This window comes from Streptomyces sp. TRM64462 (assembly GCF_013362995.1).
In the GTDB taxonomy this organism is placed as follows: domain Bacteria; phylum Actinomycetota; class Actinomycetes; order Streptomycetales; family Streptomycetaceae; genus Streptomyces.
Window position 1 is genome coordinate 12,164 of the sequence record NZ_JABWDV010000466.1, and the last position, 22,793, is coordinate 34,956.

At 72.6% G+C, this 22,793-nt stretch carries 21 protein-coding genes and 1 pseudogene; 16 read left to right on the forward strand and 6 right to left on the reverse strand.

The genetic code is table 11. The annotated features are described in order from the left end of the window. Positions 1-279: 279 nt before the first annotated feature. From HTZ82_RS31155 to HTZ82_RS31225, 15 genes are all read left to right on the forward strand, one after another. Complete coding sequence (locus HTZ82_RS31155) at positions 280-837, forward strand: DUF2617 family protein (RefSeq protein ID WP_175412763.1); 558 nt, start codon at positions 280-282, stop codon at positions 835-837. 50 nt (positions 838-887) lie between these two features. Next, positions 888-2,696: a polyamine aminopropyltransferase gene (locus HTZ82_RS31160; protein ID WP_175412764.1), complete on the forward strand. Its 1,809-nt coding sequence runs from the start codon at positions 888-890 to the stop codon at positions 2,694-2,696. Between the two features lie 71 nt (positions 2,697-2,767). Beyond that, complete coding sequence (locus HTZ82_RS31165; RefSeq protein WP_175412765.1) at positions 2,768-3,763, forward strand: SRPBCC domain-containing protein; 996 nt, start codon at positions 2,768-2,770, stop codon at positions 3,761-3,763. Positions 3,764-3,790: 27 nt separating this feature from the next. Next, positions 3,791-4,591, forward strand: a complete 801-nt coding sequence (locus tag HTZ82_RS31170; protein ID WP_175412782.1) for an aldose 1-epimerase — start codon at positions 3,791-3,793, stop codon at positions 4,589-4,591. A gap of 26 nt (positions 4,592-4,617) precedes the next feature. Then, positions 4,618-5,166, forward strand: a complete 549-nt coding sequence (gene pyrE, locus HTZ82_RS31175) for an orotate phosphoribosyltransferase (protein ID WP_175412766.1) — start codon at positions 4,618-4,620, stop codon at positions 5,164-5,166. 230 nt (positions 5,167-5,396) lie between these two features. Beyond that, positions 5,397-6,419 (forward strand): class II fructose-bisphosphate aldolase, encoded by a 1,023-nt coding sequence (gene fbaA, locus HTZ82_RS31180; RefSeq protein ID WP_175412767.1) that lies wholly within the window; start codon positions 5,397-5,399, stop codon positions 6,417-6,419. 91 nt (positions 6,420-6,510) lie between these two features. Beyond that, complete coding sequence (locus HTZ82_RS31185; RefSeq protein ID WP_175412768.1) at positions 6,511-7,668, forward strand: MalY/PatB family protein; 1,158 nt, start codon at positions 6,511-6,513, stop codon at positions 7,666-7,668. A gap of 26 nt (positions 7,669-7,694) precedes the next feature. Continuing rightward, positions 7,695-8,108 carry a DUF3151 domain-containing protein gene (locus HTZ82_RS31190; protein WP_175412769.1) on the forward strand — a complete coding sequence of 138 codons (414 nt, stop codon included), beginning with the start codon at positions 7,695-7,697 and terminating at the stop codon, positions 8,106-8,108. Positions 8,109-8,442: 334 nt separating this feature from the next. Next, positions 8,443-9,303 carry a DUF3152 domain-containing protein gene (locus HTZ82_RS31195; protein WP_309235807.1) on the forward strand — a complete coding sequence of 287 codons (861 nt, stop codon included), beginning with the start codon at positions 8,443-8,445 and terminating at the stop codon, positions 9,301-9,303. A 110-nt stretch (positions 9,304-9,413) separates the two neighbouring features. After that, positions 9,414-10,277, forward strand: a complete 864-nt coding sequence (locus tag HTZ82_RS31200) for a tryptophan 2,3-dioxygenase family protein (RefSeq protein ID WP_175412771.1) — start codon at positions 9,414-9,416, stop codon at positions 10,275-10,277. Positions 10,278-10,302: 25 nt separating this feature from the next. After that, positions 10,303-11,544, forward strand: a complete 1,242-nt coding sequence (gene kynU, locus HTZ82_RS31205) for a kynureninase (protein ID WP_175412783.1) — start codon at positions 10,303-10,305, stop codon at positions 11,542-11,544. Between the two features lie 140 nt (positions 11,545-11,684). After that, a complete protein-coding gene (locus HTZ82_RS31210) occupies positions 11,685-12,584 on the forward strand; it encodes a S9 family peptidase (protein ID WP_175412772.1) in 900 nt (299 codons plus the stop codon). 157 nt (positions 12,585-12,741) lie between these two features. Then, the gene (locus tag HTZ82_RS31215; RefSeq protein WP_175412773.1) at positions 12,742-14,040 is read left to right on the forward strand and encodes a histidine kinase; all 1,299 of its coding nucleotides are present in this window, start codon (positions 12,742-12,744) and stop codon (positions 14,038-14,040) included. Then, a complete protein-coding gene (locus HTZ82_RS31220; RefSeq protein ID WP_175412774.1) occupies positions 14,037-14,696 on the forward strand; it encodes a response regulator transcription factor in 660 nt (219 codons plus the stop codon). Before HTZ82_RS31215 ends, HTZ82_RS31220 begins: the two co-directional genes overlap by 4 nt. Positions 14,697-14,717: 21 nt before the next feature. Then, positions 14,718-15,920 carry a cytochrome P450 gene (locus HTZ82_RS31225; RefSeq protein WP_175412775.1) on the forward strand — a complete coding sequence of 401 codons (1,203 nt, stop codon included), beginning with the start codon at positions 14,718-14,720 and terminating at the stop codon, positions 15,918-15,920. Positions 15,921-16,008: 88 nt separating this feature from the next. Here the strand turns inward: HTZ82_RS31225 and HTZ82_RS31230 are convergent, their stop codons facing one another. Further along, the gene (locus HTZ82_RS31230; RefSeq protein WP_175412776.1) at positions 16,009-17,652 is read right to left on the reverse strand and encodes an ABC transporter permease; all 1,644 of its coding nucleotides are present in this window, start codon (positions 17,650-17,652) and stop codon (positions 16,009-16,011) included. After that, positions 17,649-18,545 (reverse strand): ABC transporter ATP-binding protein, encoded by an 897-nt coding sequence (locus tag HTZ82_RS31235; RefSeq protein ID WP_175412777.1) that lies wholly within the window; start codon positions 18,543-18,545, stop codon positions 17,649-17,651. Before HTZ82_RS31235 ends, HTZ82_RS31230 begins: the two co-directional genes overlap by 4 nt. A gap of 92 nt (positions 18,546-18,637) precedes the next feature. Between HTZ82_RS31235 and HTZ82_RS31240 the strand changes: the two genes are divergently transcribed. After that, on the forward strand, positions 18,638-19,183 hold the full coding sequence (locus HTZ82_RS31240) for a GbsR/MarR family transcriptional regulator (protein ID WP_175412778.1): 546 nt from the start codon (positions 18,638-18,640) through the stop codon (positions 19,181-19,183). A gap of 40 nt (positions 19,184-19,223) precedes the next feature. On the opposite strand, the gene HTZ82_RS31245 is transcribed toward HTZ82_RS31240, so the two are convergent. The 4 genes and pseudogenes from HTZ82_RS31245 to HTZ82_RS31260 form a co-directional block, all read right to left on the reverse strand. After that, entirely contained in the window at positions 19,224-19,775 is a 552-nt protein-coding gene (locus HTZ82_RS31245) for a hypothetical protein (protein WP_175412779.1), read from the reverse strand. Then, on the reverse strand, positions 19,772-21,871 hold the full coding sequence (locus HTZ82_RS31250) for a hypothetical protein (RefSeq protein WP_175412780.1): 2,100 nt from the start codon (positions 21,869-21,871) through the stop codon (positions 19,772-19,774). Before HTZ82_RS31250 ends, HTZ82_RS31245 begins: the two co-directional genes overlap by 4 nt. After that, the gene (locus HTZ82_RS31255) at positions 21,871-22,320 is read right to left on the reverse strand and encodes a hypothetical protein (RefSeq protein ID WP_175412781.1); all 450 of its coding nucleotides are present in this window, start codon (positions 22,318-22,320) and stop codon (positions 21,871-21,873) included. Before HTZ82_RS31255 ends, HTZ82_RS31250 begins: the two co-directional genes overlap by 1 nt. A 121-nt stretch (positions 22,321-22,441) precedes the next feature. Continuing rightward, positions 22,442-22,793 (reverse strand): annotated as a pseudogene (locus HTZ82_RS31260) (diacylglycerol kinase); the annotation flags it as partial.

Sequence of the window (22,793 nt, forward strand, 5' to 3'; positions counted from 1 at the left end):
ACGAACATCCGCCGGGCGCGCCTCCGTTGACCGTTCGTGCGCCCTTTTATGCGGAATTTAGTGAACAGTTGGATGGTTACTGCTCGCCAGGTACGTAAACCGCGCAAAGTTGGGTAAAGACGCTATGAACCTCGCGCGGTTCATGATTGCCTCGCTGTCCAGAACAACGAGCCCTTCTGACCTCGTGTGGACCCTGAGCCGGTACCCCAACGTCCCCCGAACATGTCCGGGACGACGCCCCGGTCCACCCGTCATCACCGTGCATGCGGGAGCTGACTCATGCTCACGACCCTCCAGACCGCGTACAGCGACACGCGCGCAGCCGACCTGGCCTGGGCGCTGGGGCGGGAAGCCCTGCCCGCGCTCGCCGTCCTCGACCTCCAACTGTCCGGAGCCAGCCTGCAACTGAGACTGCTCGGCGCGTCCCACCAGGTCCTGCTGGAGGAGGAGCACGGCAGTTGCTCCGAGACCGTCGCCTGCATACCCGGCAGCAGTACACCCCTGCCGCTGGGCGTGGCGAAACGGATCGGCGGATGGGAGTACGAATTCGCGGCGCGCGTCGAGACGCTCTCCCGCGGCTCCTTCGCGGGCCGCGCCCAGGAGTTGCTCGCGCTCGTCGCCGACCATCCCAACGGCCTCGCCGGTACGTTCCCGGGCTCGCCGCACGCCTTCACGGCCATGCTCGCGCAGCGCCACGAAGGCAGGGTGCGGTGGCGGACCTGGCACGCGTACCCGCAGGAAGGGCAGCTCGTCGTCACCCGGACGAGCGTCGGCTTCTGCCCCCCGCCCCGGCGCGGCGCACCCGTGAGGACGGCCATGCCGGCAACGCGCGGGTAGCACTCGTGTGGGTGACAAATGGCGAGCAGAGCGTGACGTAGCGTAAACACATGATCGAAGCGCCCACCTCCGACGCCTCCGCGTCCGCGGCGCCGCCCTCGCGGGAGGACGCGGCGCCCGGACCCGCGGGGCCACGGGCGGGGCGCTTCCTGGTGCTGGCGGCCGTCTTCGTCTGCGCCGCCTGCGGGCTCGTGTACGAGCTGGAGCTCGTCGCCCTCGCCTCGTACCTGATCGGCGACTCCGTCACCCAGGCGTCCGTCGTGCTCTCCGTGATGGTCTTTGCGATGGGCCTCGGCTCCCTCCTCGCCAAGCGGCTGCGCTGCAGGGCCGCCGTCGGCTTCGGGCTGCTGGAGGCGCTGCTCGCCCTGCTCGGCGGCTGCTCGGCGCTCGCGATGTACGCGACGTTCGCCTGGCTCGGCGGCTCGCGGTACGCGCTGGTGGGGTTCTCGCTGGCCATCGGCGTGCTGATCGGCGCCGAGATACCGCTCCTGATGACGCTGATCCAGCGCGTGTCGCGGCGCGCCGAGCAGGACGCGGGCGGCACGGTCGCGGACCTGTTCGCCGCCGACTACGTGGGTGCCCTGGTCGGCGGGCTCGCCTTCCCGTTCCTGCTGCTGCCCTGGCTGGGCCAGCTCACCAGCGCGCTGGTCACGGGCGGGGTGAACGCGGTGGTGGGCGGCGCGCTGGTGCTGCTGCTGTTCGGCCGCGACCTGCGGGCGCGTGAGCGGTTGCTGCTGCTCGTCGCCAACGCGGTGGTGCTGGGGCTGCTGGCCACGGGGACGGTGCTCGTCGACGACTTCGAGCGGGCCGCGCGCCGCGCCGTGTACGGGGACGAGGTACGGGTCGCCGTCCAGACGCCCGTGCAGGAGATCGTGCTGACGGGCCGCCCGGGCGAGCCGCCGGACCTGTTCCTGGACGGGCGGCTGCGGATCAGCGGCCGCGACGAGCACCGGTACCACCAGGCCCTGGTGCACCCCGCGATGCGCGGGCACCACGCGCGCGTGCTCATCCTCGGCGGCGGCGACGGCCTCGCCGCCCGCGAGGTGCTGCGGTACGCGGCGGTGGAGACCGTGACCGTCGTCGAGGTCGACCCCGGGGTCGTACGGCTCGCCCGCGCCGACCCGGCCCTCGCGAAGCTCAACGGCTACGCGTACGGCGACCCGCGTGTCCGGGTCGTCCACGCCGACGCGTTCGACTGGCTGCGCACCGCGCCGCGCACCCGCCCGTACGACGTGATCGTGTCCGACCTGCCGCACCCCGGCATCACGGCCAGCACCAAGCTGTACTCGGAGGAGTTCTACGGGCTGGCCGCGCGGGTCCTCGCCGACGGCGGGCGGCTCGCCGTCCACGCCGGGCCGATGCGCGCCCGGCCGCACACGTACTGGACGGTGGAGGCCACGCTGCGGGCGGCGGGCTTCGCGACCACGCCGTACGGGGTCACGGCGCGGCCGACCGGGTTCGCGGGCGGGCCCGACCGTTCGGCGGGCGGGGGCGCGCGGGCGCCGCACGACTGGGGGCTGTTCCTGGCGGCGGCGGCGCTTCCCGGGGGCGGGGCGGGGGCCGAGGGCGGGGCAGGGTGCGGAGGCGGGTCGGGAGGCGGGTCCGGAGGCGCGGCTCCATCCGCCTCCAGGTCCGGGCCCAGGTCCGGGACCGGTTCCGCGTCCGGGGGCGCGGGCGGGGACGGGAACGGCGGTGGGGGCGGGGGCCTCGCGGCGCCGGTGCTCGGCCTGGCCGCCGACGCGCCGAGCCGGGGCGTGCCCACGGCGGCGGCTCTCCAGGCGGGCGCGCGGCGCGCCGAACGGGCCCGCGTCCCCCACCTGCCGCCCTCGACGCTGGTCCACCCCCGCTACGGCGGGTAGAGAGCGTGTCGGCGGATCGCCCTTGCGCGGATCAGGGACGGGACGGCCGGGCGTGGGTAGGCTCGGCTCCCATGGAGCATGAGGTGTTCGTTCCGGTCGCCGTGCAGACCCTCCGTGACCTGCTCGCCGACCCCGTCCGTATCGCCCGCTGCGTACCGGGCCTCACGCAGGACGCGGACGCTTCGGCCGGCGCCCTGACGGGCCGGCTCAAGGTGCGTGTCGGCGGGCACACCATCACGTACCGCGGCGCGCTGCGCGTCGTCGCCCGGGAGGACGGGGCGTACAGCCTGGAGGGCGAGGGCAGCGAGGCGCGAGGCTCGGGCGGCGCCCGCCTGGACCTCACCCTGCGGCTCGCCCCGGCCGAGGGCGGCACGACCCTGGCGTTCAGCGGCAGCGCCGACGCCGACGGCCGGCTGGCCGAGGTGCCGGACGACGCGGCGGCAGCGGCGGCGCACCGCCTGCTGGACCGTTTCTGCGAATCCCTCGCGGAGACGGCGAGCGAGGCCGCGGAGGCGGCCGAGGCGGCCGAGGCAGCCCGGTCCGCCGAGGGCGCCGAGGGCGCCGCCGGCGGGAAGGACCTCGCCGAGGACGACGTCGGCATCGCCGACGCCGACGCCGACGCCGACGCCGACGCCGACGCCGACGCCGACGCCGACGCCGACGTCGATGCCGACGTCGACGACGACGGTGTGGACGACGGCGCGTACGACGGCGACAGCGACGACGAGGAGGCGGCCGGCGGCGACGCGGACGCCGACGAGCCGCGGCCGGCCGTGTTCGACGCGCCCGTGCCACAGTCGTCCCTGGACCCGTTCGCCGTCGACGACTTCCCGCCCGCCGAGGCCCCGCCGGGCGAGCCGCCCGCCGAGGCGGCCCACGCGCGGCGCACCATGATCGGGCGCAGCGCCGAGGAGGTCGATCACGCCCCGCCGCGCGGCCGGTACGCGCCCGTGCCGGGTCCGGCCACGGTCGGCGGGCCCAGCGCGCTCCGCTGGATCGCCCCCGCCGCCGCACTCGCGCTCGCCTCGGCGGTCGTCGTGGGGCGCGCCCTGCGGCGCCGCAGGTAGGCACGCGTAAGGTCGGGCGCTGTGAGCATGCGCGAAGAGGAGATCCGGCTGGCCGCCGGAGACGTCGAGTTGACCGTCGCACCCGCGAACGGGTGCCGTATCAGCAGCCTCCGCGTGGGCGGCACCGAGCTGCTGCGCCAGGGCGAACGGTACGGCTGCTTCCCGATGGTGCCGTGGTGCGGCCGCACCGCCCACGGCACGTTCCTGAACGGCGCCGTCCGCCACCAGCTCCCGCTGAACGCCCCGCCCCACGCCATCCACGGCACCGGCCGCGACACCGCTTGGCGCACCGCCCGTGCCGACAAGACCGAGGCGGTCTTCACGTACGACCTGGCCGACCCGTGGCCGTACCCCGGCCTCGTCACCCAGATGTTCGAGCTGACCGAGTCCTCGCTCACCCTCCGGCTGGGTGTCGAGACGTACGGGGACTCCTTCCCCGCGCAGGCCGGCTGGCACCCGTGGTTCAACCGGAACCTCGGCGGCGACCCTGCCGCAGGCGACGTCAGGATCGACTTCACGCCCGACTGGCAGGAGGAGCGCGGCGACGACCACCTCCCCACCGGCCGCCGCATCGACCCGCGGCCGGGCCCCTGGGACGACTGCTTCGGCATGCCCGACGGCGTCGACGTCACCCTGACCTGGCCCGGGCGGCTGGAGCTGAAGGTCGCCAGCAAGACCCCCTGGGTCGTGGTCTACGACGAACAGGACGCCGCCGTCTGCGTCGAGCCGCAGTCGGGTCCGCCGAACGGGCTCAACACCGACCCGCGGCTGGTCACCCCCATCGAGCCGCTGGAGATGGCGGCCACGTTCTCCTGGCGCAGGCTCTGACCCGGACACGACCTAAGCTCGTAGGCATGACTGACGTACGAGCCGATCTGCTCCAGCAGATCAAGGACAAGGCCGTGGTGCACGGCAAGGTGACCCTCTCCTCGGGTCTGGAGGCCGACTACTACGTCGACCTGCGCCGGATCACGCTGGACGGCGCCGCCGCGCCGCTCGTCGGTCAGGTCATGCTCGATCTGACCGCCGACCTCGACTTCGACGCGGTGGGCGGGCTGACGCTGGGCGCCGACCCGGTCGCCACGTCGATGCTGCACGCCGCCGCCGCGCGCGGCCGCGCCCTGGACGCCTTCGTGGTCCGCAAGGCCGCGAAGGCCCACGGCATGCAGCGCCGTGTCGAGGGCCCCGACATCAAGGGCCGCCGCGTCCTGGTCGTCGAGGACACCTCCACCACCGGCGGCTCACCGCTGACCGCCGTCGAGGCGGTCCGTGAGGCGGGCGCCGAGGTCGTCGCCGTCGCCACGATCGTCGACCGGGCGACCGGTGCCGCCGAGAAGATCAGCGACACCGCCGGGGTGCCCTACCGGTACGCGTACGCGCTGGACGAGCTGGGCCTCAGCTGACCCCAGGTCAGCCCCTCGCCGCGGCTGACCTGGGTGTTCTTCGACGGGTGCGTCGTTTCACGTGAAACGACGCACCCGTCGGTTATGCCCCGTGCAGGGCGCGTGTATGCCGGGGGTGTCCAGGGGGTGGAGACCACGGGCCCGTCTGGAAAGATAGGGGCGACGATGACGTCGCCCCCAGGTCAGGGATCAGCAACGCAACGCAACCGCAGATCACAAGGAGCGGACCCATGCCCATCGCAACCCCCGAGGTCTACAACGAGATGCTCGACCGGGCGAAGGCAGGCAAGTTCGCCTACCCGGCCATCAACGTGACGTCGTCGCAGACCCTGCACGCGGCGCTGCGCGGTTTCGCGGAGGCCGAGAGCGACGGCATCATCCAGATCTCGACCGGCGGCGCTGAGTTCCTGGGCGGCCAGTACAGCAAGGACATGGTGACCGGTGCGGTCGCCCTCGCCGAGTTCGCGCACATCGTCGCCGCCAAGTACGACATCACCGTCGCGCTCCACACCGACCACTGCCCCAAGGACAAGCTGGACGGCTACGTACGCCCGCTGCTCGCGGTCTCCGCCGAGCGCGTCGCCAAGGGTGAGAACCCGCTGTTCCAGTCCCACATGTGGGACGGCTCCGCCGAGACCCTCGCCGACAACCTGGCCATCGGCCAGGAGCTGCTCGTGCAGGCCGCCGCCGCCAAGATCATCCTTGAGGTCGAGATCACCCCGACCGGCGGCGAGGAGGACGGCGTCAGCCACGAGATCAACGACGAGCTGTACACCACCGTCGACGACGCCGTCCGCACCGCCGAGGCCCTCGGCCTGGGCGAGAAGGGCCGCTACCTGCTGGCCGCCTCCTTCGGCAACGTCCACGGCGTCTACAAGCCGGGCAACGTCGTGCTCCGCCCCGAGCTGCTGAAGGACCTCCAGGAGGGTGTGGCGGAGCGCTTCGGCAAGGCCGCCCCGTTCGACTTCGTCTTCCACGGCGGCTCGGGCTCCACCCAGGAGGAGATCGCCACCGCCCTGGAGAACGGTGTCGTCAAGATGAACCTCGACACCGACACGCAGTACGCCTTCACCCGTCCGGTCGCGGACCACATGTTCAAGAACTACGACGGCGTCCTGAAGGTCGACGGCGAGGTCGGCTCGAAGAAGACGTACGACCCGCGCACCTGGGGCAAGCTTGCCGAGGCGGGCATGGCCACGCGCGTCGTCGAGGCGTGCCAGGCGCTGCGCTCGGCCGGTACGAAGCTGAAGTGACACGAAGCTGAAGTAAGCGTCACCACGACACACAGGCCGGGCCCGGTACCGCACAGCGCGGTGCCGGGCCCGCGCCATGAGGAGGGGAACGATGACGTACGACTTCGACACACCGGTGGACATCCGGGGCACAGGGTCGTTCCAGTGGGACGTACTCCCCGCCGAGTACGGGGTCCCCGGGCTGCTGCCGTTCACCATCGCCGACATGGACTTCCGGTCGCCGCCCGAGGTCCTGGAGGCCCTCCAGCGGCGGGTGGCCCACGGCGTGTTCGGCTACACCGACTGGCGGTCCACCGGGTTCCCGGAGGCCGTACGGGACTGGTACGGGCTCCGCTACGGCCTGGACATCGACCCGGAGGCCCTGGTGCACGGGCCGTCCGTCGTGAACGAGCTGGCGCAGCTCCTGCGGATGTGGACGGAGCCCGGCGACGGCGTCGTCGTGCACACCCCGACGTACGTCGGCTTCATCAAGGCGCTGACCGGGCTCGGGCGGTCCCTGCGGGGCGTGCCCGTCGGTGACGAGGAGGCCCTGGAGCGGGAGCTGGCCCGTCCCGACGCGCGCGTGCTGCTGCTCTGCTCGCCGCACAACCCGACGGGCCGGGTGTGGACGGAGGACGAGCTGAAGGGCTTCGTCCGGCTGGCCGAGGCGCATGGCGTCGCCGTGATCAGCGACGAGATCCACTCCGACCTCACCCATGACGGGCACCGCCACATACCCTGGCCGGCCGTCGCCCCCGCCGGGAGCCGCTGGGCGCTGATCACCTCGGCGGGGAAGTCGTTCAACCTTCCCGGCCTGACCGGCGCGTACGGGCTGATCGGCGAGCCGGAGCAGCGTGCGGAGTTCGTACGGCGCATGGAGAACGCCGAGGGGCTGCCGGCGGCGTCGGTGCTGTCGCTGACCGCGCACATCGCCGCGTACCGGCACGGCGCCGCCTGGCTGGACGAGCTGCGGGCGTACCTCGCGGGCAACCTGCGGCTGCTCGCCGACGGGCTCGACGCGGCGTTCCCGGGCGCCGCCCTGTACGCGCCGCCGCAGGCCGGGTACCTCGCGTGGATCGACCTGCGGCCGCTGGGCGTGGACGACGAGACGCTGAACGCGGAGCTGGTCGCCCGCGAGAAGGTCGCCGTGAAGCCGGGCGGCGAGTACGGCACGAAGGGCTTCGTACGGGTCAACCTGGGGTGCCCGCGCACCAAGGCGGAACGGGGCGTGGACGCGCTGGTCCGCACCCTGGCCCGGCTGTCGGCGTGACCGTGCCGGCGTAGCAGACTGGGGGCATGAGCATCCACAAGAACCTGCTGGGCGGCCCGCCCCCCACCCACCTGCCCGACGACCCCGAGCCCCGCGAGCTGCTCGCGGGCGGCACCGCGCCCGAGGAGGTCGCGGCGAAGTACCCGACCTCCTCGCTGGCGTGGGCGCAGCTCGCGGACGTGGCGTTCGACGCCGGGCGCGTCGTCGAGTCGTACGCGTACGCCCGCACCGGCTACCACCGGGGCCTGGACGCCCTGCGGCGCGCCGGCTGGAAGGGCCACGGCCCGGTGCCGTGGGAGCACGAGCCGAACCGCGGCTTCCTGCGGGCGCTGCACGCCCTGGCGCGGGCGGCGCGGGAGATCGGTGAGCAGGAGGAGTACGAACGCTGCACGACGTTCCTCCGCGACTCGTCGCCACTGGCGGCGGACACACTGGGCTGACGGCGGCCGGTGGGGTTCCCCAACCCGCCCCTTCCCGAACTGGGGGCTCCGCCCCCAGACCCCCGCATCGCGCCTGTGGGGGTACCCCCTGCTCGGAGAGCTTGGGGGAGCTTGAGGAGCGGGGGTTCGGGGGCGGAGCCCCCGATTCGGGAAGGGGCGGGGTGGGGGAAAGACCGACCGGTACGATCGAACGGACCAGCGAATTGACGTGCCGGACCTCCCCCCCCCACCCGGCCGCGAACACGGGGAGAGGTCTGTCTTGGGTAAGCGTGCTGCCACGCCGCGAGGGCGGCGTCGTCGCCAGCGGCGGCGTTCCCGGCCGCTGGGGCGCATAGTGCTCGGCGCCCTCGCGCTCGGAGCCGTCTCCCTGGGCACCGGCGCCGCGCTGGCCCATCTCCAGGGCGGCGGGGGTGTGACGACAGCGGTCGGCCCGGCGGATCTGGCGCCCTCGTCGCCGCGCCCCGATGAGAGGCGGGCGGCGTCGCCCGGGGCGTCCCCGGGCAGCGGTGCGCGGACCTCGCCGTCCCCGGCCCGGTCCGCGTCCTCGTCCTCGTCGCCCTCCGCGTCCGGGTCTCCCTCGCCGTCCGTCACCGCAGGCGGCAGTTCCAGCCCCGCCGTGCCCGCGTCCGTGCCCGCGTCCGGGCCCGGGACGTTCACGAGCGCGCGGACCGCCGGGGCCGCCGTCGGCAGCGGGCCGCTGCGGCGCTACCGCGTCCAGGTCGAGGACGGCATCGGGATCTCCGCCGCCGACGCCGCCCGCGAGATCGAGGCGATCCTCGCCCACCCGCGGGGCTGGGCCGCGCACGGCCGCGGGTCCTTCCAGCTCGTCACCGAGAACGCCGACTTCGTCATCCGCATCGCCACACCGAAGACCGCCGACAAGCTCTGCCTCGCCCAGGGGCTCAACACGCGCGGCGAGTACAACTGCGAGACCACCGAAGGCGTCGTCGTCAACCTCAAGCGGTGGCTGACGGGCTCCCCGACGTTCTCCGGAACCCCTGCCGAGTACCGGCACCTGATCATCAACCACGAGATCGGCCACGAGATCGGCATCCGCACGCACATGGCCTGTCCGGGCCCCGGAAAGCCCGCGCCGGTGATGATGCAGCAGATCAAGGGCCTGCACGGCTGCGTGTCCAACGCCTGGCCGTACGACGAGGACGGCCGTTACATCACCGGTCCGATCGTGCCATGATGCGACCGGGACCATGTGCCGGTGAGCCGGGTCCCGAGGGGACCGGGGCTCCACCACCCGAACGGAAGGAGCGGACCGCTACCCGGTAGCACGCATTGACGGAGACAGCGATGTCTACTTCGCCCACGCCTACTTCCCCCGATGCCTCGGCGGACGGTTCGGAAGACGCCCCGAACCTCGATTTCGCGGGCACCACACCCTACGAGGACTACGTCCAGGCGGACGTCCTCACCCACCTCCAGCACCTCCGCTCCGACGACCCGGGCGAGATGGTCTTCCTGGTCACCACCCAGGTCATGGAGCTGTGGTTCACCGTGATCGTCCACGAGTGGGAGACCGCGGGCCGCGCCCTGCGCGAGGACCGCCTCCAGGACGCGATGGACGCCCTCCAGCGCTCGGTGCAGCAGCTGGAAGCCCTCAACGCCTCGTGGAAGCCGCTCGCCCGCCTCACGCCCGCCCAGTTCAACGCGTACCGCGGCGCCCTCGGCGAGGGCTCCGGCTTCCAGTCCGCCATGTACCGGCGGATGGAGTTCCTGCTGGGCGAGAAGTCCGCGTCGATGCTGGTCCCGCACCGCGGTGCGCCCCGCGTCCACGCCGAGCTGGAGAAGGCCCTGCACGAGCCGAGCCTGTACGACGAGGTGCTGCGCCTCCTCGCCCGGCGAGGGCTGCCCGTGCCGGCCGAGGTCCTGGACCGCGACCTGTCGCAGCGGTACGAGCCGGCGCCGGCCGTCGAGGAGATCTGGGCGGCCGTGTACGCCGCGCCCGTCGAGCACGGCGAGCTGATGCGGCTCGGTGAGCTGCTCACCGACATCGGCGAGATGGTGTGGCGCTGGCGCAACGACCACCTGGTGGCCACCCGCCGCGCCATGGGCTCCAAGACCGGTACGGGCGGCTCCGCCGGGGTCGCCTGGCTGGAGAAGCGGGCCCGCAAGAACGTGTTCCCCGAGCTGTGGACGGCGCGCAGCCATGTCTGACGCCCCGCACGCGAAGTCCGACGCCATGGGCGCGACGTCTGTCGCCCTGCACGCGAAGACCGACGCCCTGCACACCAAGGCCGCGGCCCTCGATGCCGCCGACCCGCTCGCCAAGCGCCGCGAGCTGTTCGCACTCGACGACGGCGCGGTCTATCTGGACGGCAACTCGCTCGGGGCGCTGCCCCGCCACGTACCCGCCAGGATGGCCGACGTCATCGGCCGCGAGTGGGGCGAGCTGCGCATCCGCTCCTGGGACGAGAGCGGCTGGTGGACCGCGCCCGAGCGGATCGGCGACCGCATCGCCCCGCTCGTCGGGGCGGCGCCGGGACAGGTCGTCGTCGGTGACTCGACGAGCGTGAACGTCTTCAAGGCCCTGGTGGCCGCCGTACGGCTCGTCGGCGACGACAGCCGGGACGAGATCGTGGTCGACGCGACGACGTTCCCGACGGACGGGTACATCGCGGAGTCGGCCGCCCGGATGACGGGCCGCCGGATCGTGCCCGTCGCGCCCGGCGACGTGGCCGCTGCCGTCGGGCCGCGCACGGCCGCCGCGCTCGTCAACCACGTCGACTACCGCACCGGCCGCCTCCACGACCTACCCGGCATCACCGCCGCCGTGCGGGACGCGGGCGCCCTCGCGGTGTGGGACCTGTGCCACAGCGCGGGCGCCCTGCCCGTGGGCCTCGACGCGCACGGCGTGGACCTGGCGGTCGGCTGCACGTACAAGTACCTCAACGGCGGGCCCGGTTCGCCCGCGTACCTGTACGTCGCGGAGCGCCACCAGGCGGGCTTCGACTCGCCGCTGCCCGGCTGGAACTCGCACGCCGACCCCTTCGCGATGACCCCCGGGTACGCGGCGGCGGACGGCGCGCGGCGCGGCCGCGTCGGCACGCCGGACATCCTGTCGATGCGGGCGCTGGAGGCGGCCCTGGAGGTCTGGGACGGCGTCGCGATGGAGGACGTACGGGCCAAGAGCCTCGCCCTGACGGACTTCTTCCTGGAGTGCGTCGAGGCGTACGTCCCCGAGGGCGTCGTCACCTCCCTCACGCCGGCCGCGCACGCGGAGCGCGGCAGCCAGGTCGCGCTGGCCTGCGCCGACGCGCCGGCCGTGATGGAGGAGCTGATCGCGCGGGGTGTCGTGGGCGATCTGCGCCGCCCTGACGTGCTGCGTTTCGGGTTCACCCCGCTGTACGTCGGCTTCGCCGACACCGAGCGGGCGGCGCGCGTACTCGCCGAGGTGTGCGCGCAGGTGCGACCGGGGCGCTGACGCCGTTACGGGACCGGACCGGCGGGGCCCTGGGGCCAGTCGGCTCCGGTCGGCCCGCGGGGGCCTGTCGGGGCGTCAGTCCTGATACGGTCCCCGCAGGTCAGGCCAATTCGGCCCCGTCACCGAAAGGTTGAGCAACCATGCCCGACCCCGCCGACTCAGCCGCGCGCGACGCCGCCGAGGAAGCATCGGCCCTGTCGCACCCGGCCGTCGACCCCGGCTCCACGGCCGCGTACGGCCGGCACCCCGACCAGGTCGTCGACTTCTACGCGCCCCGGACGTCCCCGGACCGTGACGACCGGGTGCCGCTGGTCGTCGTGCTGCACGGCGGGGCCTGGCGGGCGCCGTACGACCGGCGGCACGTGTCGCCGTTCGCGGACTTCCTGGCGCGGCGCGGCTTCGCCGTCGCCAGCGTCGAGTACCGGCGCGGCACCGACATCCCCGCACCCCGGGGTGCCGGTGCCGGTACGGGGCCGGTGGCCGGGCGGTGGCCGGAGACGTTCGACGACGTGGCCGCCGCGCTGGACGCCCTGCCCGCGCTGGCCGCCGCGCACCTGCCGCGGGCCGATGTGCGCCGTACCGTCCTGACCGGGCACTCGGCCGGCGGGCACCTCGCCCTGTGGGCCGCCGCCCGGCACGTCCTGCCCGCCGGGTCGCCGTGGCGGCTGCCGGGGCCGCCGGACCTGCGCGGGGTCGTGGCGCTCGCCCCGATCGCCCACTTCGACCGGGCGGTGGAGCTCGGCGTGTGCGGCGGGGCGGTGACGCAACTCCTGGGTGGTGAGGCCGACTTCAAGGTGCGGGCGGCCGCCGCCGACCCGGCGGTGCTGCTGCCGACCGGCATCGCCACGGCCGTCGTCCAGGGCCGCGAGGACACCGTCGTACCGCCGCCGGTCGCCGAGGCGTACGTGGACGCGGCCGCGAAGGCGGGCGAGATGGTCGGACTGACGCTCCTGGACGACGTGGGCCACTTCCCGCTGATCGACCCGGCGGCGGACGCGTGCGCGGTGGTGGCCGAGGAGATCGCCCAACTCGCCTGGTGACGAGGCGGTGGCCCGCCGGCGGGCCCAGGGGCGGCCGCAAGAGGTGATCGACTTCCTGCTGAAGCCCTGCGTACACCGTGTAGTACTCAGGAGGGATGTGACAGAACCCTCTGTGAGGTGACGCCGTGCACGCGGGGGCGCCCGTACCGTTGCAAGCGTGACAGAGACGACGCAGCGCATCGACCCGGGCGGGCGCAGCCCCGAGTTCCACCACGCCGTGGGGATACTGCGGGGCCTGCGCGAGGACCTCTTCCATGACGCCATGGAGTACCGGCCGCTGCCGCCCATGGCCACGGACGGTCCCGTGACGCGGCGGCTGCCGGGCCGGATACGGCGGTACGCGGCGTGGCTGCCGCACGCGGTCGTCGCGGGGGCGGCCCTGCTGCTGCTCCTGGGGGTGTACGAGACGGGGCGGGTGCTCCTCGTCGCCGGGCTCGTCCCCGCGGGCGCCATGCTGCTCACGCTGGTCAGGCCGGTCGCCGCGTTCTGGGCGTCCCTGCTGGCGGCGCCCGTGTTCGGCTTCTTCACGGGGGAGTGGGACGGCTGGCCGTGGTCGCCGCCCGCGTTCCTCGCGCACCTCGTCGTGCTGACCGTCGTCGCCGCGCGGACCCGGCCGCGCACGGCTGCGTGGATGTGGGTGATCACGGGCGCGTACGGCATGGCCGCCGAGGTGGTCCTCGGCAGCGGGTACGGCAACACGCCCGAGATGCTGTTCACCTCGGCGCTCGCGCTGCTCGGCGTCACCGTGCTGCAGGTGCGCCGCCAGGCGCGGGAGGAGGTCACCGCGCAGCAGACCGTCACGGCACAGGAGCGGTCGATGCGGACGCTGCTGGAGGAGCGCACCACCATCGCGCGGGAGCTGCACGACGTGGTGGCCCACCACATGTCGGTGGTCGCCATCCAGGCGGAGGCCGCGCCGTACCGGGTGGAGAACGCGCCACCCGAGCTGGAGCAGGCCTTCGCGACGATACGGGAGAACGCGGTGGCCGCGCTGACCGAGCTGCGGCGCGTGCTGGGCGTCGTACGGGCGGAGGACTACGAGGCGCCGGACGCCCCGCAGCCGACGCTCGGGGACCTGGACGGCCTGCTGGCGAACGTCCGGGAGGCGGGCCTGGGCGTGGAGAAGACGGTGACGGGCGCGGTGCGGGAGCTGCCGCAGGGCGTGGAGCTGTCCGCGTACAGGATCGTCCAGGAGGCGCTGAGCAACGTGCTGCGGCACGCGCCGGGCGCGGGGGCGCGCGTGGAGCTGTCGTACGTCCTGGGCGGGCTCGGTCTGCGGGTGGTGAACGGGCCGCCGCGCGGCCTCCTCAAGCCCTCGCCCGGCGCGGGGCACGGCATCACGGGCATGCGGGAGCGGGTGGCGATGCTGAACGGCGAGCTGACGGCGGAGGCGACGGACGACGGGGGCTACGAGGTCGCCGCGTTCATACCGGTGGCGAAGGAAGAGGCACCGTGACGATCAGGGTCCTGGTGGTGGACGACCAGATGATGGTCCGGGAGGGCTTCTCGGTCCTGCTGAACGCGATGCCGGACATGGAGGTGATCGGTGAGGCGGTGAACGGCCGGGAGGCGGTCCGGCAGGTCGCGGCGCTGCGCCCGGACGTGGTGCTCATGGACATCCGGATGCCGGAGATGAACGGTATCGACGCGACCCGGGAGATCGTCGCGGCGGACGGCGACGCGAAGGTGCTGGTGCTGACGACCTTCGACCTGGACGAGTACGTGTACCAGGCGCTGCGCGCGGGTGCGTCCGGGTTCCTGCTGAAGGACGCGTCGGCGCGGCAGCTCGCGGACGGGGTGCGGGTCGTGGCGGCCGGCGAGGCGCTGCTGGCGCCGACGGTGACGCGGCGGCTGATCACCGAGTTCGCGAAGCGCGCGGAGTCGCCGCGCCCCGCGGCCCTGTCGCAGGTCGGCGACCTGACGGAACGCGAGACGGAGGTGCTGGTGCTGATCGCCCAGGGCCTGTCGAACGCGGAGATCGCCGCGCACCTGGTGGTGGCCGAGTCGACGATCAAGACCCATGTGAGCCGCATCCTCGTGAAACTGGGCCTGCGCGACCGCACCCAGGCGGCCGTGTTCGCGTACGAGGCGCGACTGGTGACCCCGGGCTGACCGGTGGGGTAGCGTCCGCGCATGGTGGAGTTCGATCCGTGGTCGCCGGAGTTCGTGGCCGATCCGTACCCCGCGTACGCGGAGCTGAGGGACCGGGGCCGGGTGCACTGGTTCGAGGCGAGCGGACAGTTCCTGGTGCCGCGCTACGCCGACGTGGCCGCGCTGCTGCGGGACCGGCGGCTGGGGCGGACGTATCTGCACCGGTTCACGCACGAGGAGTTCGGGCGCACCCCGCCACCGCCCGAGCACGAGCCGTTCCATGTGCTGAACGGGAACGGGCTGCTGGACCTGGAGGCACCGGACCACACGCGGATCCGGCGCCTGGTGTCGAAGGCGTTCACGCCCCGTACCGTCGAGCGGCTGAAGCCCGTCGTGGAGCGGCTGGCGGCCGAGCTGGTGGACGGGCTCGTCGCGGACGGGGGCGGCGATCTGCTCGCGCGGGTCGCGGAGCCGCTGCCCGTCGCGGTCATCGCGGAGATGCTGGGCGTTCCGCCGGCCGACCGGCATCTGCTGCGGCCCTGGTCCGCCGCCATCTGCGGGATGTTCGAGCTGAACCCGGACGACGAGACCGCGCGGCGGGCCGTCACCGCGTCCGTGGAGTTCTCCGCGTATCTGAAGGAGCTGATCGCGGCGCGGCGCGCGGAGCCCGGGGACGATCTCATCTCCGCGCTCATCGCCGCCCATGACGAGGACGAGAGGCTCAGCGAGCAGGAGATGGTCTCCACCTGTGTGCTGCTGCTGAACGCCGGGCACGAGGCGACCGTCAACACGACGGTCAACGGCTGGTGGACCCTCTTCCGGCACCCGGAGCAGCTCGCCGCGCTACGGCGCGGGGACGTGGCGCTGTCCACAGCCGTGGAGGAGCTGCTGCGGTTCGACACGCCGCTCCAGATGTTCGAGCGCTGGGTGCTGGACGACATCGAGATCGGGGACGTGACCGTGCCCAGGGGGTCGGAGGTGGCCCTGCTGTTCGGGTCCGCCCACCGGGACCCGGAGCGGTTCCCCGACGCCGAACGGCTGGACCTCGGCCGCGCCGACAACCCGCACATCGCGTTCGGCGCCGGAATCCACTACTGCCTGGGCGCGCCGCTGGCCCGCCTGGAGCTCACCGCGTCGTTCGGTGAGCTCCTGCGGCGGGCTCCGGGGATGCGCCCGGCCGCCGAGCCGGAGTGGCAGCCGGGCTATGTGATCCGGGGACTGAAGGAGCTGCTGGTCACCGTCTGAGCGTCACGAGGTTCTGAGCGTCACGAGGTTCTGAGTGTCACGACGGTCTGAGCCTCACGACGGTCTGAGCCTCACGGCGTCCTGAGCGTCACGACGTGATGATGTCGCGGCGGCGCAGGCCCGCCAGGCCCGCCGCGACCAGGGCGACGGCCAGTGCCAGCAGCACCAGCACCGGCGGCCAGGCCATGTCCGTGCCCGGCAGCTTCGGCAGGTGACCGAACGGCGACAGGTTGAGGATCGTCTGCGGCAGGTTCAGCGCGGGCCCGATCCACCCGATGGCGAGCGAGAGACCCGCCACGCCCCACGCGGCGACCGCCGCTCTCGGGAACGCCCCGTGCAGCAGTACCGCCAGCCCGCCCAGCAGCCACACCGCCGGCACCTGCACGGCGGCCGCGCCCAGGACAGCACCCAGGTCCTTCCCGTACGACGCGTACATACCGAACCCGGCCGCCGCCATGAGCAGCACCGAACCGGCGAACGCGATCACCAGGTGCCCGGCCGCCCAGCGCAGCCGCCCGACCGCGTTGGCCAGCACCGGCTCGGCGCGCTGCGACGTCTCCTCGCTGTGCAGCCGCAGCACCGAGCCCACCGCGTACAGCGAGGCGACCATCCCGAACATGCCGAGCAGCGCCGCGAGGAACGCGTCCGTCAGGACCTGCGCGCCGCCCAGGCGCTCGAAGATCTCGCGGGCCTGCTCGTTGTCCCCGACCAGGTCGGCCGCGCCCTCGACCATGCCGCCGAACATCACCCCGGCGATCAGGAACCCCGCCGTCCAGCCGAGCAGCCCGCCGCGCTGGAGCCGCCACGCCAGGCCGCCGGCCGTGGCGAGCCGTCCCTCGGCGGGCCCCGGCCGGGCCGGCAGGAAGCTCATGCCGACGTCGCGCCGCCCCGTCAGCTCGTACGCCGCGAGGCCCTGCACCAGGACGGCGGCCCCGAGCAGGAGCAGCACCCACCAGCGGTCGCCGGCGAAGGCCCGTACGTTCTCCGCCCAGCCGACCGGGGACAGCCACGTCAGGACGGACGAGCCTCCCCCTAGGTCTCCGACCTGGGGGGGACCCCCAGCCGTGCCCGCGTCGCCCGCCGCGCGCAGGATGAACGCCAGGCCCAGCACCCCGGACGTCAGGCCCTTCGCGAGCCGGGCGCTCTCCGTGAGCTGGGCGACGATCGCCGCCATCGTGGCGAACACCATGCCGGTCAGCCCGACCGCCAGGCCCAGCGCGAGCGCGCTGCCCGCGCCCCGGCCCGCCAGACCGGCCGTGATGATCAGCACGAGGGCGGTGTTCGCGACGAGCGCCGCGAGCAGCGCGGCGGTCAGCGGCGCCCTGCGGCCCACCATCGCCGACGACAGCAGCTCCTGGCGGCCGGTCTCCTCCTCCTCGCGGGTGTGCCGCACGACGATGATCAGGCTCATGATCGCGGCGAGTACGGCGGCGAAGACCCCGAACCGCCAGGCGACCAGCGCCCCCGTCGAGTCACCGAACACCGGCCCGTACAGGGACCGCAGCGAGCTGTTCGCGGACATCGACGCGGCGACCTGCGCGCGCTTGGCGGGCGTGTCGTACAGGGCCTCGATGGAGCCGCCGCCGCTGACGACCATCGTGCCGAGGACCAGGACCCAGACGGGCAGCATGACCCGGTCGCGGCGCAGCGCGAGCCGCAGCAGCGCGCCCGTGCCGGCCAGGTGACGGGCGCCGCCGGTGCGCCGGGCCGCCGCGGCCGCGACGGCGGTCATCGGGCCACCGCCTCGTCCTCGTAGTGGCGCAGGAACAGCTCCTCCAGGGTGGGCGGCGCACTGGTCAGCGACCGCACCCCGGACTCGGTGAGCGACCGCAGCACCGCGTCCAGCCGGTCCGTGTCGACCTGGAGCCTCACGCGGTGGCCGTCGACCCGGACGTCGTGGACGCCCGGCAGGTGCGTGAGCCCGTTCGGCGGGGCCGCCAGCTCGGCCTCCACGCTCGTACGGGTCAGATGGCGCAGCTCCGCGAGCGACCCGGACTCGACGGTGACGCCCTTGCGGATGATGCTCACCCGGTCGCAGAGGCTCTCCACCTCGCTCAGGATGTGCGACGACAGCAGCACGGTCCGGCCCCGCGCCTGCTCCTCCTTCACGCACGCCTTGAAGACGCCCTCCATCAGCGGGTCGAGGCCGCTCGTCGGCTCGTCGAGGATCAGCACGTCGACGTCGGAGGCGAGGGCGGCGACGAGCGCGACCTTCTGCCGGTTGCCCTTGGAGTACGTACGGCCCTTCTTCGTCGGGTCCAGCTCGAACCGCTCGATCAGCTCGGCGCGCCGCGCCTTGTCCAGGCCCCCGCGCAGCCTCCCGTACAGGTCGATGACCTCCCCGCCGGACAGATTGCGCCACAGCGTGACGTCGCCGGGGACGTACGCCACGCGCCGGTGCAGCTCGACGGCGTCGCGCCACGGATCGCGGCCGAGGAGCCGCGCGGCGCCGGCGTCCGCGCGCAGCAGCCCGAGGAGGACCCGGATGGTGGTGGACTTCCCGGAGCCGTTGGGCCCGAGGAAGCCGTGGACCTCGCCGGTCGCGACGGTCAGGTCGAGGCCGGCCAGCGCGTGCGTGCGCCCGAAGGACTTGTGCAGTCCGGCGACGGTGATGGCGTTCGTCATGCTTCGACGCTACGGCTTGTTTCACAAATTTGTGAAGTTAAGGAAGCGTATAAAATCTCCTGATGCGGCTGACGACGGGAGACGATGGGCCCATGGGGCAGGAAGACCAGGTCATACGGGTCGGGGACGAGCGGGAGCGCGACGAGGAGGCGGTGAGCCGCTTCGTCGAGCGCTTCGCGGGAGAGCTGACACAGGCGGGGATGCAGCGCATGGCGTCCAGGGTGTTCGCCGCGCTGCTGGTGTCCGAGGGGGCCGCCATGACCTCGGCCGAGCTCGCCGAACAGCTCCGCATCAGCCCGGCGGCCGTGTCGGGCGCGGTACGCTACCTGGCCCAGGTGAACCTGATCGGCCGCGAACGCGACCCCGGCTCACGCCGCGAGCGGTACGTGCTGCACGAGGGCATGTGGTACGAGGTCTTCACACGCCGCGACCAGATCCTGACCCGCTGGGAGCAGACCCTCCGCGAGGGCGCGGAGGCCCTGGGCCCGGACACGCCGGCGGGGGCGCGGATGTCGGAGACGGCGGAGTTCTTCGCGTTCCTCCACACGGAAATGCTCCAGATCATGTCCCGCTGGCGCGACCGCGAGCGGGACCGCGAGCGGGACCGCGAGCGGGACCGCAAGGGCGGCTCGGTGTGACAGGGCGGGCGCCCCGGGGTGGGGCGCCCGCCGCCAGGGGTCACTTCGTGCAGCCGAGTTCCTTCTTCATCTCCGCTACGAAGCCGAGAGCGAAGGCCTCGATGTCTTTGCGGCGCTCGGCGAGGTCATCGCCGGCCTTGGCCGCGAAGGACATGTCCGCAATGAGATAGTTCGCCTGCGGGGTGGCGCACCTGGTGGTGACCATGGCGTTGCGATCTCCCACGGCGGCCAGGCCGCCGAACGGCACGTCCTTCACCTTCTCCCGGTTCTCGAACCTGTGGCTCCACAGATCGTCCATCGGGTCGACGAGCTCATCCTCCTTGTAGAGGTGGATACCGACCACTCGCGAGCCGTCCACCCCGATGACGCAGTACCTCGGGTACTCCACCTTGGGATCGCCCAGGGAATCGCCCCTGACCTTGAACTCCTCGCCGTCCACGAGGAACGGGTCGAGCGCCTTCTTGTCGAGGGGCACCCCGCACGCCTGCTGCGGAACCGTGTACTCGCGCCCGCCGCCGCACGCGGCGAGGGACAGGGCGAGGCAGCAGGTGAGGGCCACCGGGCCGACGGTGCGGCGCAGCGCGTTCGTCATTGGACGCCCGCCACCCCCTCGGCCTTCTTGTTGCCGTCGTTGGCGGCTTCCCCGATCTGCTTGTAGATGCCGTGATCCTTCGAGTAGCCCTCGTGGGTCGGGTCCTCGGCCCACTCCTTGTTCTGCTGGTACCAGATGTCCGCGATCTGCTGGAGCTCCTGGGTGCGCTTGCCGTACGTCTCCTGGTGATCCGCGGTGGCCTGAGCGTTGATCTTGTTCTGCTCGTCCTCCAGCATCTTCGACGTGATCGCGTCCACGACACGCTGCGCCGCGTCGCCGGCCGGATGCCACGGTGTGACGAGGCCGCCGATGACGTGGTACCTGCCGACCTTGTCCCACGACGCGTCGGCGAGCTTCTCGCCCTTCTCGTCGTTGGTCGCCTGGTAGCGGGCCTCCTCCAGGAAGCCGATGGTGCGCCCTGCCCGGTCCAGGCTGTCCTCGGGGTGCTCCTTCTCCGTGTAGATGTCGGCCGTGATCGCGCCGTGCATCTGCGTGACGAGCTCGCCGTAGGCGTCCTTGTTCCGCGAGATCTGCTTGCTGACCTCCATGAGCTGCGCCGAGTCGAGCTCGTGCCGTGACACCGGGTCGCTCATCGCCTTGTGGACCCAGTCGCCGTGGTTGCCCATGGCGAGCGCCATGTCGTCGCGCAGCTCCGGCGGGAAGTCGTTGCCCATGCCGGCGAGGATGCCGAGGGACCGCTTCATGGCCTCCCGCTGCTCCGGCGAGTGCGGCAGGAACTCGGCGTTCGGGTCCTTCGGGTCGGACACGCCCGACACCGCAGCGAACATCGCCCGCCCGGCCGCGTCCCTCGCCTCGTTCGGGCCGTCCTTCAGCGGTGAGTCGTCGAAGTACGGGCGCTCCTTCAGCACCCACTGAGCGTTGTCCTGCGGCTCCTTCGCGTTGAAGAACTGCGTCGCGGCGTCCGGGCTGTTGGACAGGGCCGTCATGAAGCCGGTCATCGGGTCGCGGCCGAACTCGCCGTCGCCGATGAAGTTCATCTTGGGCATCATCGGACCCATGCCCTGCCAGTACCGGTCCGGGATCTTCATCTTCTTCTCGGTGGCGACCAGCTCGTTGCCGTACTTATTGAGGAACCGGTCGTCGTAGTCACCGGTGCGCATGAGGTTGCTCATGATCTGGTAGCCCCAGACCTCGGCGCCGCGCGTCTTGTAGCGCTCGCCGGAGAGCCGCACCATGTCGTTCTCCCACTGCCGCATGGCGGGGCTGTCCGACTGGGTGGCGCCGCCCAGGACGACGCCGAGGTTCTTCTGGAACTCGCCGAGCTGGTTGAGCTGCGTCCTGGTCAGCGTCCGGGTCAGCTCGTTCGTGTTGTCCGGGCTCGACAGGTCCGCCCAGAACTCCAGGGTCCTCTTCGGGCCCAGCGTCGTGGCGAACTTCTCCTGGAAGAGCGGGTCGTTCTTGTACGCCGCCAGCGTGGAGTTGAGCTTCAGGAACTCCTCGGGCGACATCTCGTCGCCCTTGCTCTTGATGAGGGCGGCCGCCTCCTCCGCCTTCTTGAGGGCCTCGGCCGCGCTGTCGCGGTCGCCGTACGAGGCGCCGGAGAAGCCGTGCTCGGCCTGGGACGAGAGGGCGCGCAGCACCTTCGCCGCGGACTCGTCGCTCTCGGTCGCCCGGTTGAGGATGCGCTGGACGTCGTCCCGGAGGTGGTCCACGTCCTGCTGCGAGTGGCTGGGCACCTCGTGGCCCTTGGCGGCGCGGTCGGGGTGGATGTTCATGGTGACGGTGAAGCCGCCGTCGCCGGTCGGCGTCACCGTGAGGTTCTTCTTCAGGCCCCGGGTGATCGCCTGGTCAAGCTGCTCCTTGTAGTCCTGGAGCTCGTCCCTGGTGTCCTTGAGGATGTTGTGGATGCTCTTCGCCTGCGTGTGCGCGTCCGAGAACTCGCCGGCGGTCTTCGTGATGAAGGCACGAGTGATCTGGGCGTTCTCTCCCGCCCAGTTCGCCTTGTCCGATTTCGCCTTCATATCGTCGCGGGCGTCCGTCTCCAGCGCCTTCAGTTTTTCCACGACGCCGTTCCAGGCGGTAATGGCCTGGTTGAGCTGGGCGAAGTTCGCGTGGCGCAGCGTTTCGAGATCCATCAGCGCTGCGTCCTCTCCGTGAAGCCCTGGTCGAGCGTGGTGATACTGCTCACCATTCCGGTGATGCGGTATTCGTCGCCGGCGTGTGCCTTCTGTGTGAAGTCCAGGTGATTGGAGATGTGCGCACAGGCGTCCAGCAGCGTCTTGAGCTGCTTCTCCCAGTTCTCCTGTACGTGATCGAGGGCGCCGCCCAGCGCGAACCCCTGCGTCGTCAGGTCCTTGGCCGCGGTCTGGCTGATGGACCAGGCGTCCCGGCCGTGTTTGCCCAGTTTGTCGAAGAGTTTGAACGCGCTGTCACCGACGGCCGCGAGGTCCTTCTGGTGCACCTTGAGGTCGCCGCCCTGCGGTGTGCCGCCGCCGTGCTCGGGCGGGAGCTGATTGAGGCGCATCGCCGTCGCGTTCTTCTCGGCGGCCTCGCTTTTGAGCTGTTCCCATTCGTCCCAGGCCATGAAGGCTCCTTCCCCCGCGCCCTGCCTCGGTGACTCCGGTGTTCCATTTCTTTGCTGCGGGCGTCAACTTAGCAATGGCGTACGGGATCTGTCCCGGCCGGGACGGGGAGGTTCCGGGGCCCTACGCGCCCTCCGGCGACAGGGCGGGCGCGGGGACGACGAGCGACCAGGCGGCCGGCCGCACCGTCCACGTACGGGCCTCCACGGGCCCCGTGACCAGCGCGTCCGCCCGGTAGCGGAACGCCGACCCGGCCGCCCCGGTCACGGTCACCGTCCGGGCGGTGGACCGCAGCGGCGCGGCCGCCCTGGGGTGCACCACGACGTGGGCGGCACCGTCCTGTGACGCGACCGTGACGCCCTCCACCGGGTCGTCCACGTCGCTGAGCACCCGCCCGTCCGCCTCCACGCGCAGCCGGTGCCCGCGCATCTGCGGCACCCGGGCGCCCTGCGGCGGCCCCACCAGGCCCCGCACC

Excerpts from the sequence above, each read along its gene's own strand:
- HTZ82_RS31160 (WP_175412764.1), top strand. The coding sequence starts at position 888 with ATGATCGAAGCGCCCACCTCCGACGCCTCCGCGTCCGCGGCGCCGCCC.
- kynU (WP_175412783.1), top strand. The coding sequence starts at position 10,303 with ATGGGCGCGACGTCTGTCGCCCTGCACGCGAAGACCGACGCCCTGCAC.
- HTZ82_RS31240 (WP_175412778.1), top strand. The coding sequence starts at position 18,638 with ATGGGGCAGGAAGACCAGGTCATACGGGTCGGGGACGAGCGGGAGCGC.
- HTZ82_RS31190 (WP_175412769.1), top strand. The coding sequence starts at position 7,695 with ATGAGCATCCACAAGAACCTGCTGGGCGGCCCGCCCCCCACCCACCTG.
- HTZ82_RS31255 (WP_175412781.1), bottom strand. The coding sequence starts at position 22,320 with ATGGCCTGGGACGAATGGGAACAGCTCAAAAGCGAGGCCGCCGAGAAG.
- HTZ82_RS31210 (WP_175412772.1), top strand. The coding sequence starts at position 11,685 with ATGCCCGACCCCGCCGACTCAGCCGCGCGCGACGCCGCCGAGGAAGCA.
- HTZ82_RS31200 (WP_175412771.1), top strand. The coding sequence starts at position 9,414 with ATGTCTACTTCGCCCACGCCTACTTCCCCCGATGCCTCGGCGGACGGT.
- HTZ82_RS31185 (WP_175412768.1), top strand. The coding sequence starts at position 6,511 with ATGACGTACGACTTCGACACACCGGTGGACATCCGGGGCACAGGGTCG.
- HTZ82_RS31245 (WP_175412779.1), bottom strand. The coding sequence starts at position 19,775 with ATGACGAACGCGCTGCGCCGCACCGTCGGCCCGGTGGCCCTCACCTGC.
- pyrE (WP_175412766.1), top strand. The coding sequence starts at position 4,618 with ATGACTGACGTACGAGCCGATCTGCTCCAGCAGATCAAGGACAAGGCC.
- HTZ82_RS31170 (WP_175412782.1), top strand. The coding sequence starts at position 3,791 with ATGCGCGAAGAGGAGATCCGGCTGGCCGCCGGAGACGTCGAGTTGACC.
- HTZ82_RS31250 (WP_175412780.1), bottom strand. The coding sequence starts at position 21,871 with ATGGATCTCGAAACGCTGCGCCACGCGAACTTCGCCCAGCTCAACCAG.
- HTZ82_RS31155 (WP_175412763.1), top strand. The coding sequence starts at position 280 with ATGCTCACGACCCTCCAGACCGCGTACAGCGACACGCGCGCAGCCGAC.
- HTZ82_RS31230 (WP_175412776.1), bottom strand. The coding sequence starts at position 17,652 with ATGACCGCCGTCGCGGCCGCGGCGGCCCGGCGCACCGGCGGCGCCCGT.
- fbaA (WP_175412767.1), top strand. The coding sequence starts at position 5,397 with ATGCCCATCGCAACCCCCGAGGTCTACAACGAGATGCTCGACCGGGCG.
- HTZ82_RS31225 (WP_175412775.1), top strand. The coding sequence starts at position 14,718 with ATGGTGGAGTTCGATCCGTGGTCGCCGGAGTTCGTGGCCGATCCGTAC.
- HTZ82_RS31165 (WP_175412765.1), top strand. The coding sequence starts at position 2,768 with ATGGAGCATGAGGTGTTCGTTCCGGTCGCCGTGCAGACCCTCCGTGAC.
- HTZ82_RS31235 (WP_175412777.1), bottom strand. The coding sequence starts at position 18,545 with ATGACGAACGCCATCACCGTCGCCGGACTGCACAAGTCCTTCGGGCGC.